The 12,466-nt window shown below is 64.1% G+C and carries 9 protein-coding genes; 7 read left to right on the forward strand and 2 right to left on the reverse strand.

Annotation, left to right across the window (positions count from 1 at the left end):
• Window positions 1-54: 54 nt before the first annotated feature.
• From zwf to AADX97_RS04355, 7 genes are all read left to right on the forward strand, one after another.
• A complete protein-coding gene (zwf, locus tag AADX97_RS04325) occupies window positions 55-1,536 on the forward strand; it encodes a glucose-6-phosphate dehydrogenase (RefSeq protein ID WP_374232267.1) in 1,482 nt (493 codons plus the stop codon).
• 108 nt (window positions 1,537-1,644) lie between these two features.
• Window positions 1,645-1,842, forward strand: a complete 198-nt coding sequence (locus AADX97_RS04330; RefSeq protein WP_374232173.1) for a CPXCG motif-containing cysteine-rich protein — start codon at window positions 1,645-1,647, stop codon at window positions 1,840-1,842.
• A 376-nt stretch (window positions 1,843-2,218) separates the two neighbouring features.
• Window positions 2,219-3,157 carry an ABC transporter ATP-binding protein gene (locus tag AADX97_RS04335; protein WP_374232174.1) on the forward strand — a complete coding sequence of 313 codons (939 nt, stop codon included), beginning with the start codon at window positions 2,219-2,221 and terminating at the stop codon, window positions 3,155-3,157.
• Window positions 3,150-6,086: a Gldg family protein gene (locus tag AADX97_RS04340; protein WP_374232175.1), complete on the forward strand. Its 2,937-nt coding sequence runs from the start codon at window positions 3,150-3,152 to the stop codon at window positions 6,084-6,086. Before AADX97_RS04335 ends, AADX97_RS04340 begins: the two co-directional genes overlap by 8 nt.
• Window positions 6,087-6,308: 222 nt before the next feature.
• Window positions 6,309-7,364, forward strand: coding sequence for a DUF4340 domain-containing protein (locus AADX97_RS04345; protein WP_374232176.1), 1,056 nt, complete (start codon window positions 6,309-6,311; stop codon window positions 7,362-7,364).
• A gap of 242 nt (window positions 7,365-7,606) precedes the next feature.
• Window positions 7,607-9,130 carry a fused MFS/spermidine synthase gene (locus tag AADX97_RS04350; RefSeq protein WP_374232177.1) on the forward strand — a complete coding sequence of 508 codons (1,524 nt, stop codon included), beginning with the start codon at window positions 7,607-7,609 and terminating at the stop codon, window positions 9,128-9,130.
• Window positions 9,131-9,302: 172 nt separating this feature from the next.
• Window positions 9,303-9,809 (forward strand): hypothetical protein, encoded by a 507-nt coding sequence (locus AADX97_RS04355; protein WP_374232178.1) that lies wholly within the window; start codon window positions 9,303-9,305, stop codon window positions 9,807-9,809.
• Window positions 9,810-9,860: 51 nt separating this feature from the next.
• Here AADX97_RS04355 and AADX97_RS04360 read toward each other — a convergent pair whose 3' ends face one another.
• Entirely contained in the window at window positions 9,861-11,177 is a 1,317-nt protein-coding gene (locus AADX97_RS04360) for a homoserine dehydrogenase (RefSeq protein ID WP_374232179.1), read from the reverse strand.
• 72 nt (window positions 11,178-11,249) lie between these two features.
• The gene (gene alaC, locus AADX97_RS04365) at window positions 11,250-12,452 is read right to left on the reverse strand and encodes an alanine transaminase (RefSeq protein WP_374232180.1); all 1,203 of its coding nucleotides are present in this window, start codon (window positions 12,450-12,452) and stop codon (window positions 11,250-11,252) included.
• Window positions 12,453-12,466 lie beyond the last annotated feature (14 nt).

Here is a 12,466-nt window from a genome sequence, read left to right on the forward strand (position 1 = left end):
TTGCCCACCCAACGTCTGAGCGCCGAAACCACACCGCCCGCCCCGCCGAACGCCATGATCATCTTCGGTGCCGCGGGCGATCTGACTAAGCGCAAGTTGATCCCCGCACTCTTTCATCTGTGCCACGGGAACCTGCTTCCGGACACCTTCGCGGTCGTAGGGCTGGACCGCTTGGAGATGGACGACGCGACCTTTCAGGCGATGATGGCCGAGGAGGTGAAGCGAAACGTCGGAAACGCTTGGGATGCAGAGACCTGGGCGCGTTTATGTGAGCGTCTTCACTACATGCCGGGCAACTTTACTGAGCCGGAGGCCTACGTCGATCTCTGCGAGCGCCTGTCCGGGATCGATGCAGAGCGGGGAACCGACGGGAACTATCTCTTCTATCTCGCTGTTCCGCCATCGCTCTTCGGCGACATCACACGTCTGCTCGGCGCCGTCGGACTGACCGCGGAGTGCGAGAACGACTGGCGTCGCGTCATCATCGAAAAGCCCTTCGGCATCGATCTGGACAGCGCCAAGGCGCTCAACCGGATGCTCCACGAGACCCTGGACGAGGACCAGATCTACCGTATCGACCACTATCTGGGCAAAGAGACCGTCCAGAACATCATGGTCTTTCGGTTTTCAAACGGCTTCATCGAGCCGCTTTGGAATCGCCAACACATCGATCATGTCCAGATCACGGTCGCAGAATCAGTCGGTGTCGAGCATCGCGGCCCCTACTACGATTCGGCCGGCGCCTTGCGCGACATGATCCCGAACCACCTCTTGGTCCTGCTCGGGTTTCTCGGGATGGAGCCGCCCAACTCGTTCGACTCCCAAGCCGTGCGCGACGAGATCAACAAGGTGTTGGACGCCGTCCATCCGCTCACCCCCGAGCAGGTTTTGACCAATGCCGTCCGTGGTCAATACGGCGAGGGTGTGATGACGAACGGCGAGAAGGTGCCCGCCTACCGATCTTCCCCGGGGGTCGATCCCAATTCGCGCACCGAGACCTTCGCCGCACTCAAGCTGACAATGGACAACTGGCGTTGGGCCGGGGTGCCCTTTTACCTGCGCACCGGCAAGCGTCTGACGGCGCAATACACGGAGGTCGTCATTCAGTTCAAGCGGGCGCCCAAGATCATGTTCAAGGACGCCGACACCGCCCAGATGCACCCGGACATGCTGGTGCTGCGCATCCAGCCGAACGAAGGCATCCAGATCAGCTTCGGGGCCAAGATCCCCGGGCCGCGGATGCGTGTCGGCACAGTCAACATGGACTTCTGCTATGCCGACTACTTCGGCAACGCCCCTGCAACGGGTTACGAAACACTCATCTACGACTGCATGAGTGGCGACGCCACGCTCTTCAAGCACGCCGACACGGTCGAGAAGGGCTGGGAGATCGTCCAATCGGTCCAGGACGTCTGGTCGGCCCTACCCGCCCGCGACTTTCCCAACTATGCGGCCGGCACATGGGGCCCGCCCGCGGCGGGGAATCTGCTCAAGAACGACGGGCGGCTGTGGCGGCGGATTACGACGCCCGAGTAGGTTGTGCCGAGCCGTGCGAGGCACAACGCACCGCCGGCGGGTGTTGTGCAGCCTATCGTCAGCACAACCTACGGAGAGGCCAGCCCAGATTGGTGAACCCGGAACGCGATGAACCCCCTTGAGACCCGCGACGCGCATTGTCCCTGGTGTGACGCTCCGATCGAGCTGACGATCGACGTCAGTGCCGTTCCCCAGACCTACATCGAAGACTGCCAGGTTTGTTGCGCCCCAATCGTCGTCGAAGTCGCCATGGATCCGGACCTGGAGGACGACCTAGTCATCACCCTGGAGCGTGACGGTGATTAACGCCTTGCTCACGCAGGACAGGAACTGTATCGAGACCCTTCGAGATCGTTGTCGTTTTCGGATCGATCGTCGATTACGACAACGACAACGAACAGTCTCGACAGGTCTTGCATCCTGCGCCCACCTCGGGTGAAATTCGCGCCCGAGAATCGTCCGGGACCCGGCGGACGTCCAACCGCGCCAAGATCAGATGATCCGAGGTTATCCCCGAAACCGGACTCGGCGGTCCCGAATCGCTCGATCCTCGACGCGGATTCCATTCCCAACCATTCAAAGTCCTGAACCGCGTCCGCTCCGACACACCAGGAATCGCCGAGGGCCGATCCCGGGCGATGCCGGCCCGAAGTGCACAGGACGCGGTTCAGCAGGAGACATCATGATCGAGGTTCGCGAGCTGTGTCGCAGCTACGGCGAGCTCAAGGCGGTGCAAGCGGTGTCGTTCGACATCGGCCGCGGCGAGATCGTCGGGCTGCTCGGCCACAACGGGGCCGGCAAGACCACTATCATGAAGATGATGACCGGTTATCTGGAGCCAAGCAGCGGCTCGATCCGGATCGACGGGCTGGATATCGCCGTGCAGCGGCGCGAGGCGCAGCGGCGCATCGGCTATCTGCCGGAGAACTGCCCGCTCTATCCCGAGATGCGGGTGATCGACTACCTGGACTACCAGGCGGCTCTGCACGGGATGGCCGACAACCGGCGTCCCGCCGCCATCCGCCAAGCGATCGAGCGCACGGATCTCGGCCCCAAGGCGACCGCGACCATCGCCACACTGTCGCGCGGCTATCGCCAACGCGTCGGCGTGGCCCAGGCGATCCTGCATGAGCCGGCCATCCTCATCCTGGACGAGCCGACCAATGGCCTGGACCCGTCGCAGATCCAGCAGATGCGTAGCCTGGTCCGCGAGCTGGCCAAGGACGCGACCCTGATCATCTCGACCCATGTCCTGCAGGAGGTCGAGGCGGTGTGCAGCCGGGTACTCATCATGCGCGGCGGCCAACTGGCGCTCGACAGTGCACTGGATGCCATCGGGCGACCCAAACGGCTGCTCGTCACGCTCGACTGCTCGCCCGAGGAGGCGCGTCCGGTGCTCGCGGAGATCGAGGGGGTGACGGCCGTGGAGACTTGGGACGGGGACGCGGGTCTGCGGCATTTCGCCCTGAGCGCCGCGGATCCGCAGGCGCTCGCGCCTCTCGTCGCCAAGGCACTCGGCGGACAACCCTGGAACCTTTACGGACTCGCGCCCGAGCGGCGCGACCTCGAAGACCTCTTCGGAGCCGTGACCCTGGAGCAGATGGAGGTGGCTCATGTCTGACATCCTGCGCGTCGCACGCCGCGAGCTCGGCGCCTTCTTCGGCTCGCCGGTCGCCTATCTCTTTATCGGCGCCTTCTTGGCGGTCTCGCTCTTCGTCTTCTTCTGGGTCGATGCCTTTTTCGCGCGTAACATCGCCGATGCGCGCCCCTTGTTCGACTGGATGCCGGTATTGCTGATCTTTCTCTGCGCCGCCCTGACCATGCGGCTCTGGAGCGAGGAGCGGCGCGCCGGGACACTCGAAACACTCATGACCCTGCCGGTGCCGACCCTGAATCTGGTCCTCGGCAAGTTCCTCGCGGCTCTGGCCCTGGTCGCGATCGCCTTGGCCCTGACGCTGCCGATCCCGCTGACCGTCTCGTTGCTGGGGCCGATGGACTGGGGCCCGGTGATCGGCGCCTATCTGGCGACCCTGCTGCTGGCCTCGGCCTATCTGGCGATCGGACTCTTCGTCTCCTCGCGCACCGACAACCCGATTGTCGCCCTGATCGGGACCACCCTGGTCGGTGCCCTCCTCTACCTGATCGGCACCCCTGCGCTGACCAATCTGGTGGGGCATGACGGCGGCGAACTGCTCCGACTCATCGGTAGCGGCTCGCGCTTCGAGTCCATCACCCGAGGCGTCATCGATCTGCGCGATCTTTACTACTACCTGAGCATCGTCGGCGCCTTCCTCGCCCTCACCCTCTACAGCCTGGAGCGCCTGCGCTGGGCCGAATCGGACGCCAACCGGCGTCACCATCGACGCTGGACCCTGGTGACCGGGCTTGTGGTCGCCAACCTGCTGGCCGCGAACCTCTGGCTCGGCGCCATCGGCAACGCCCGTGTGGATCTCACCGAGGGTCGGGTCTACTCGATCTCGGAGGCGACCCGGACCTATCTGGGCCAGCTGCAGGAACCACTCCTGATCCGCGGCTATTTCAGCGCGGAGACACACCCCTTGTTGGCCCCTTTGGTTCCCCAGATCCGCGATCTGCTGCGTGAGTATCAGATCGCCGGCGGCGGCCGGGTCCTGGTCGAGCTCGTCGACCCCGAGCGCTCGCCCGAGTTCGAGCGCGAGGCCGGCGAGCAATACGGGATTCGCCCGGTCGCCTTCCAGACCGCGACCAAGTATCAGGCCTCCGTGGTCAATTCCTATTTCGACATCCTGATCAAGTACGGCGATCAGTTCGAGACGCTCGGCTTTCAGGACCTGATCGACGTGAAGGTCCAGGGCGAGACCGATCTGGACGTGCGCCTGCGCAACCCCGAGTACGACCTGACCCGCGTCATCCGCAAGGTTCTTTACGGTTACCAGGGCGCCGGCGATCTCTTCGCCAATCTCAACGAACCGGTGCGGTTCCGCGGCTTCATCTCGGCGGCCGATCGCCTGCCCGAGCCCTTGCCCGAGCTGCGAGCCGATCTGGAGTCGATCCTGTCCGAGCTTGCCGCGAACGGCGGCGAGCGCTTTAGCTCCGAGATCCAAGATCCTGCGGCCGGCGACGGCACACTGGCCCAGACGATTGCCGAGCAGTTCGGCTTCGAGCCGCTGGTGGTCAGCCTGCTCGATCCCACGCCCTTCTACTTCTACATGGTGCTCGAGTCCGGCGATCAGGCCGTTCCGGTTCCGCTCCCCGAATCGCTCGATCGAGCGGGTCTGACACGCGCCATCGAGGCCGGCATCAAGCGGTTCGCGCCGGGGGTCTTGCGCACCATCGCGCTCTACACGCCGCCGTCGATGCCCGGGATGTTCGGCGAGCCCAGCCCCGGACCCGGCTACGCATTGTTGCAGGAGACCCTGCGCAGCGGATTCAATCTGCGCGAAACGGATCTCACGTCCGGTCAGGTCGCCGAGGATACCGATCTGCTCCTGGTCGTCGGACCCCAGGCCATGGACGAGCGCCAGCAGTTCGCCATCGACCAGTTCCTGATGCAGGGCGGGACCCTCATCCTGGCCGCATCCAGCTTCGATCTCGACCTGGCCGGGGGCTCCATCGCGGCGCAAGCCGCCCCGACCGGGCTGGAGGACTGGCTCGCCCATCAGGGGCTGACACTTGAGCCGAGCCTGGTGCTCGACCCCAAGAACACGCCCTTCCCGATCCCGGTGCAGCGCGATCTGGGCGGCTTCGTGGTCGAGGAGATCCAAACGCTCGACTATCCCTATTTCCCGGACGTCCGCAGCGACGGACTCGCACAGGACTCCGGCATCACCTCGGCCCTCGGCCAGATCACCATGAACTGGTCCTCGCCGATTCAGGTCGATGGCGAGAAGAATGCCGAGCGGCGTGTAAGCGAGCTGATCCGCAGCTCGTCCGGGTCATGGACCAGCGACTCGGAGGACATGCAGCCCGACTTCGAGACGCACGGCAGTCTCGGTTTCCCGCGCGGCGAGGAGCGCGGCAGCCGAGTACTGGCCGTCGCGGTCGAGGGACGCTTCGGCTCGGCCTTCGCGGGGCGTCCTTCGCCGCTCCTGGACGATTCGGCCGAAGTCGACGCATCCGAAGACAGCGGGCCTGACGACGCCGACCCGCAGGCGATCGACCCCGAGACGGATGAACCCGTCGAGGACAAGGCCCCGGTCATCTCGGGCGTCGTGGAGACCTCGCCCGCTTCGGCGCGCCTGATCCTGATCGGCTCTTCGACCTTCCTCTCGGACACCGCGATCAGTTTGGCGACCGAGGCGACTCAGAGCCGCTATCTGGCTCCGCTCGAGCTGATCCAGAACGCGGTCGACTGGTCGTTGGAGGATCGCGGCCTGCTCACTCTGCGCGGACGCGGCCAGTTCAACCGGTTGCTCGAGCCGGTAGGTCGCGAGGGTCGCGTCTTCTGGGAGACCCTGAACTATGTCCTGGCGCTCGCCGGTCTGGCCCTGGTGTATTGGCTGTACCAACGCTCCAGAGCACGGCGCGAGCGAACCGACGAGGCGATTCTGGGCGATCTTCCGCGTCCTTGATCCACGGTTAAACCGCGTCCAGAGCAAAATGCTAACTTACGAGTCAATTCGACGTTTGGTGCATTGACAGCACTCAGTGGGGACGCGATTTAACATAGTAAATTTTTAATATCTTAAACCGCGCCAGCTCCGGCGGTCGTCAAGTCTGCCGGGGCCGTTCCCATCCAAAAACATCGCATACCGCGCCGAGCGCGGTTTAAGTTTAAGACGAGAATGACCGACATGACTGTTCAATCCGACACCGGCTGGCGCCCGGACCTGCGCGCGCCGATCGTCCTGGGGCTGGCCGGGTTGCTGGTCCTGCAGATTCTGCTCGCGCTCGGCCTGAATCTCGGCAGCGGTCGCGCACTCGCACCGAGCGCCGTAGACACACCGCTGCTCGGCATGATGTCCGATCAGGTGCAAAGCCTGCACATTGAGATCGGCGACGGGACCGAGTCCGTGACCCTTGTGCGCCGCGGCGACACCTGGCGCATTGCGGATCTGGCCGACGTGCCGGTTCAAAGCGCCAAGGTCGAGCAATTCCTAGGCGAGCTCGCCGCGCTGAAGCGCACCCTTCCGATCGCCACCAGCGAGGAGGCCCGCGAGCGCTTCAGGGTCGCCGATGACGCCTTCGAGCGGCGCCTGACGCTCGAAAGCGAGACGGGACCGATCGGCGGGCTCCTGATCGGTGACTCGCCCGGCTTCCGGCGTGTCTTCGCGCGACTTCCGGGGGAGCCGGGCGTCCATGAGCTGAGGCTTGCCTTATCCGACGTCTCCGCACGACGCGACGACTGGATCGAGGTCGGGCTCCTGCGATTGGAGGGCGAGCAGATCAACCGTATCGCCACGCGCGATTGGATCCTGAGCAAGGACGAGACGGATGTCTGGACGCTCGCCGACAGCAATCGGCCGGTCGACGAAGAGACGATCTCGGCCTTGATGCTGCGCATCGCCAATCTGGGTTACCGCGGCGTGCTCGGTATCACGGATGATCCTGCCTACAATCAACAGGATCCGCTGATCGAGCTCGAGATCGGACTGACCGACGGCTCGACGCGGCACTATCGGATCTCACGATCCAAGGACAGCGAGGACTATGTCCTCAAAGACCGCGAACGGCCCTGGTACTTCAAGCTCTCCGAGTTCGATCTGGGAGAGCTGCTCGACATCGAGAGCGCGGATCTTCTCGCGGCCGACGACGCGGCCGATCCATCCGCGGGCGTCGAGCCCTCGAGCCTATCGGAGATACCGCCGATGCCGGAGGAGCAGAGCGAGGAGCCGCAACCCACGGACTGAGACGTCGCGAGCGTGGTCGTGTGACACGTCACTAAGTAACCGTTCAGAAACAGCCTAGCCATTCAGGTTCATTCTCCCCCTCTCCCCAACCCCTCTCCCGCGAGGGGAGAGGGGCTAAGATGGATCACGTGTTATTGAACGGTTGCTAAGATCCAACAGGCCAACATGCCGGGCGGCCCTCTGGTCGGCGATCCCGCCCTTCGCTATCCTTGCGGACCGATCGCCCATTCCCGGAGTCCATCGTGTCCGACCGTCTGCGCATCACCTGGTACGGCGTCACCATCTTTCTCAGCTCGGCATTCCTTCTGGTCCTGGAGATCCTCGCGGGCCGCCTGATCGCGCCGTACGTCGGGGTGTCGCTCTACACCTGGACTGCCATCATCGGCGTCATCCTCGCCGGGTTGTCGCTCGGCAACTGGATCGGCGGGATCTGGGCCGATCGCGGCGGCAACGAGTTGGCAGCCGGCATCACGCTGGCGCTGGCCGGGCTCTTCAGCCTCGGTATCCTCTTTCTCTTGACACTGGTCGCGCCGCTGATCGAGGCGCGCGAGATGACCTTGCTGGGTGCGAGCTTCTTCTACGTCCTTGCGCTCTTCTTCATGCCCGCCCTGTTGCTCGGCGTGGTGACGCCGCTTCTGACGACGTTGGCATTGGGGCTGGATCGACGCACCGGCCATATCGTCGGGCGTATGCACGCCTTGGGGGCTCTGGGCAGCATCCTGGGCACCTTCGTCACGGGCTACGTGCTGATCCAGTATCTGGGCACGCGCGGCATCATCATCGGTACCGCGCTCGGGCTCTTTATGCTCGCACTGCCGTTTTTCAAAGGGCGCTCGCGCGTGGCGCCCGTCGCCGCGCTTGCCGCGGCGGTCGGTCTGATCCTGGTGACGGATGCGCGCAACGGCTTCTCCAACCCCTGCGATCGCGAGAGCAACTATTTCTGCATCCGAGTCGTCGACGACTCCGAGCGCGCGCCCTTCGGCGTCGCGCGCAGCCTGGTGCTGGACCATCTGGTCCACGGCACCAATCACGACAGCGAGCCCGGCATGCTGATCTCGCCTTACGTGCAGTTGATGGACGAGCTCGCACTCGAGCACTTCGGAGCAGACAAGGCCGAGACGCTACGCTGGTTCTTCGCGGGCGGCGGCGCCTACACCCTGCCCCGCTCGGTCCGCACCCGGACCCCGAACGCGACCGTCACCGTCGCCGAGCTGGACCCACTGGTTACGCGGACGGCCGAAGAGCGGCTGTTCCTCGACACCGAGGGGATGCGGGTCGTCCACCAGGACGCACGGACCGTCCTCACCCGCGAGCCATCCGAGCGCTACGACGTGATCGTCTCCGATGCCTTCCACGACATCTCCATCCCCTACCACCTCGTGACCCGCGAATACGCGGAGCTTGCAAAATCACGCCTGACGCCGGACGGGATCTATCTGCTCAACGTCCTGGACGCCTTTCCGGATCCGCGCTTGGTCAAGAGCATGATGAAGACCTTGTCCGAGTCGTTCGAGCACGTCCACGTCTGGATGGACATGGTCCCGCCCGAGGCAGAGCGCATGACCTTCGTCATCTCCGCAAGCGATGCCCGGGAGCCGCCCGAGACGCTCGTCGCCCGACGCGGTTTCGATTATCGTTGGCTGCGTGCGACCGATCCCATGATGCGAACGGGGACGGCCTTCGACGCGCTGCCGCTCTTGACCGACAACTATGTCCCCGTCGAGCGGTTGGTCTCGGAGTTCTATTTCGAGGACCTGGGGCGGTGAACAACAACAGGTCTCCGGCGTCGAATCAAAAGGGTTTGACGGCCTTGACGATCGCGTTCGTCCGAGGGTTCACCCGCCGGATGATGGCCGCTACGGCCCCTGGGGCCGTTCAACTGCCGGATCTACGTTAAACTAGAGCGCATCTCCGGACGGAGCGCGACGGGAGGGACACATGGCCCTGGCACGGGAAGACATCGAGTTCATCAAGGCCCATCTGGGCGAATGGCTGGCGGAGCAGTCCTTCGCCAAGCCGCCGGCTGTCTACGAGATCGAGCTGCGCGAGCGCATGGTCCGGGTGGAGGAGGAGCTCAGACACCAGCGCGAGCTCATCCAGACCATCCTGGTGCAGATGGACAAACGCTTCGACGCAGTGGAGAAGCGTTTCGAGCAGATGCAGCTGAATATGGACAAGCGCTTCGATGCCGTTGATAAGCGCTTCGAGCAAATACAGCTGAACATGGACCAGCGCTTCGATGCCGTCGAGAAACGCTTCGAAGCCACGGACAAACGCTTCGAATCCATGGATAAACGCTTCGAATCCATGGATAAACGCTTCGAATCCATGGATAAACGCTTCGAAGAGCTGACGCGGCGGCTCGACCGCTTCATGTTCTGGTCTCTCGGTCTGACGATCAGCGTCGGAGCACTTGTGGTGGCCGCCATTCGGCTGTGGCCTTGAGGCACGCTGACGCGCGGGGGCGGGGCCGGCGCCAACTGTCGAACCCCGACCTTAGCCGGACAAGGTCTCCATCCGAATCCGCGTCACCTCGCCCCGCACCGAATCCAACGCCTCGATCCGGGCGATCGCCTCGTTCATCTGACGCTCGATCACACGATGGGTGAGCATGACCAGCGGCACATGGGTCTGCCCCTCTTCCGGCTCCTTCTGCTTGATCGCCTCTATGCTGATACCCTGCTCGCCGAGGATGCTCGCGATGCGCGCCATCACCCCGGGCTGGTCGAGGGCGGCGAGACGCAGATAATAGGCGGTCTGCACCGCCTCCATCGGCATCACCGGGGTGTCGGCCAACTCGTCGGGTTGGAAGGCGAGATGCGGCACCCGATTGTTGGGATCCGTCGTCAGGGCGCGTACCACATCCACCAGGTCTGCGACCACCGCCGAGGCCGTCGGAAGCGCACCCGCACCGGCGCCGTAGTAGAGCGTCGGTCCAACCGCATCGCCTTTAACCAGAACGGCGTTCATCACGCCGTCGACGTTCGCAATGAGACGGCGCTCGGGGATCAGCGTCGGGTGCACCCGCAGCTCGATCCCGTCCTCGCTGCGACGCGTGATTCCGAGGTGTTTGATGCGATAGCCCAGCTCGGCGGCATAGGCGACGTCCAGTGCGCCGACCTTCGAGATGCCCTCGGTGAAGCACCGCTCGAACTGGAGCGGAACACCAAAGGCCAGCGAGCTGAGAATCGTCAGCTTATGCGCGGCATCGATGCCTTCCACGTCGAAGGTCGGGTCGGCCTCCGCGTAGCCCAGCGCCTGGGCCTCGGCGAGGACATCGGCGAAGTCGCGACCCTTGTCGCGCATCTCGGTCAGGATGAAGTTGCCGGTGCCATTGATGATGCCCGCGATCCACTCGATGTGGTTGGCCGCCAAGCCTTCACGCAGGGCCTTGATGATGGGAATGCCGCCGGCGACCGCCGCCTCGAAGCCCACCATAACGCCGCGCTCGCGCGCTGCGGCGAAGATCTCGTTGCCGTGCCGCGCGATCAACGCCTTGTTGGCCGTGACCACGTGCTTGCCGTTCTCGATCGCCCTGAGCACCAGCTCGAGCGCAGGCGAGTACCCGCCGATCAGCTCGACGACGATCCGGACCTCGGGATCCTCGACCACGGCGAAGGCGTCCGAGCCGATCCGCCCGATCGCCTCCAGACCCTGAATGCGCTCCGGATCATAGTCCCGCGCCGCCGCGTGCGAAATTTCGATCCCGCGGCCGGCGCGGCGCGCGATCTCCGCCGCATTGCGCGACAAGACCGTCACGGTGCCGCCGCCGACCGTCCCCAAGCCCAAAAGTCCGACCTTCACCGGTTCCATTCATGCACCCCTTGTTCGCAAATCGGTGTTCGCAAATCGGTTCGCCGACGCGTACGTCACCTGCTCTAAAGCTCAACTCCCGGCGCGCGACTCGCGGCGGAACATCTCTTTGATTCCGCGGATCGCCTGGCGGGTACGATGCTCGTTCTCGATCAGCCCGAAACGCACGTGGCCGTCACCGTACTCGCCGAAGCCGATGCCGGGCGAGACCGCGACCTTGGCCTCCTGCAGGAGCTTCTTGGAAAACTCAAGCGAGCCGAGTAATCGATAGGGCTCGGGAATCGGCGCCCAGACAAACATCGTCGCCTTAGGCGGCTCGATCGGCCAGCCCGCGGCGTTCAGCCCGCTGCACAGAACATCGCGCCGGCTCTCGTAGGTGTCGCTGATCTCGCGCACGCAATCCTGCGGCCCCTCCAGCGCGGCGATGGCCGCAACCTGGATCGGCGTGAAGGTCCCATAGTCGAGATAGGACTTGATCCGCGCAAGGGCGGCGACCAGGGTACGGTTGCCGCACATGAAGCCGACACGCCAACCCGGCATGTTGTAGCTCTTGGACATCGAGAAGAACTCGACGGCGATATCCTTCGCTCCGGGGATCTGCAGGATCGAGGGGGCTCGATAGCCGTCGAAGACGATGTCGGCGTAGGCGATGTCGTGAACCACCCAGATCCCGTGCTCGGAGGCGATATCGATGACCTTCTGGAAGAAATCCAGCTCCACGCATTGCGTGGTCGGATTACCCGGAAAATTCAGCACCAGCATCTTGGGCTTCGGCCAGGAGTCCTGGATGGCGCGCTGCAACTCCTCGAAGAAGTCCACGTCCGGGGTGAGACGCACATGGCGCACGTCCGCACCGGCGATGATGAATCCATAGGGATGGATCGGATAGGCCGGATTCGGCACCAAAACCGAATCCCCGGCCCCCATGGTGGCGAGCGCCAGATGGGCGAGCCCTTCCTTCGAGCCGATGGTGACGATCGCCTCGCTGTCCGGATCCAGATGGACATCGAAGCGATCGCGATACCAATGGCAGATGGCGCGGCGCAGTCGTGGGATCCCGCGCGAGACCGAATAGCGATGCGTGTCTTTGCGGACCGACGCCTCGACCAGTTTGTCGACGATGTGCTGCGGGGTCGGCTGGTCGGGATTCCCCATCCCGAAGTCGATGATGTCCTCGCCCCGTGCACGCGCCTCTGCCTTCAACTCGTTGACGATGTTGAAGACATAGGGCGGCAACCGCTTGATGCGGTGAAAATCGGGCTCGGGGGCAACCACTGGACAACCTCTTG

The sequence above is a fragment of the Thiocapsa sp. C2-2m genome (assembly GCF_041903745.1).
In the GTDB taxonomy this organism is placed as follows: domain Bacteria; phylum Pseudomonadota; class Gammaproteobacteria; order Chromatiales; family Chromatiaceae; genus Thiocapsa; species Thiocapsa roseilacustris.

Bases quoted from the DNA above. Each gene is read 5' to 3' on its own strand.
- zwf (WP_374232267.1), top strand. From the start codon at position 55: ATGATCATCTTCGGTGCCGCGGGCGATCTGACTAAGCGCAAGTTGATC.
- AADX97_RS04330 (WP_374232173.1), top strand. From the start codon at position 1,645: ATGAACCCCCTTGAGACCCGCGACGCGCATTGTCCCTGGTGTGACGCT.
- AADX97_RS04335 (WP_374232174.1), top strand. From the start codon at position 2,219: ATGATCGAGGTTCGCGAGCTGTGTCGCAGCTACGGCGAGCTCAAGGCG.
- AADX97_RS04340 (WP_374232175.1), top strand. From the start codon at position 3,150: ATGTCTGACATCCTGCGCGTCGCACGCCGCGAGCTCGGCGCCTTCTTC.
- AADX97_RS04345 (WP_374232176.1), top strand. From the start codon at position 6,309: ATGACTGTTCAATCCGACACCGGCTGGCGCCCGGACCTGCGCGCGCCG.
- AADX97_RS04355 (WP_374232178.1), top strand. From the start codon at position 9,303: ATGGCCCTGGCACGGGAAGACATCGAGTTCATCAAGGCCCATCTGGGC.
- AADX97_RS04360 (WP_374232179.1), bottom strand. From the start codon at position 11,177: ATGGAACCGGTGAAGGTCGGACTTTTGGGCTTGGGGACGGTCGGCGGC.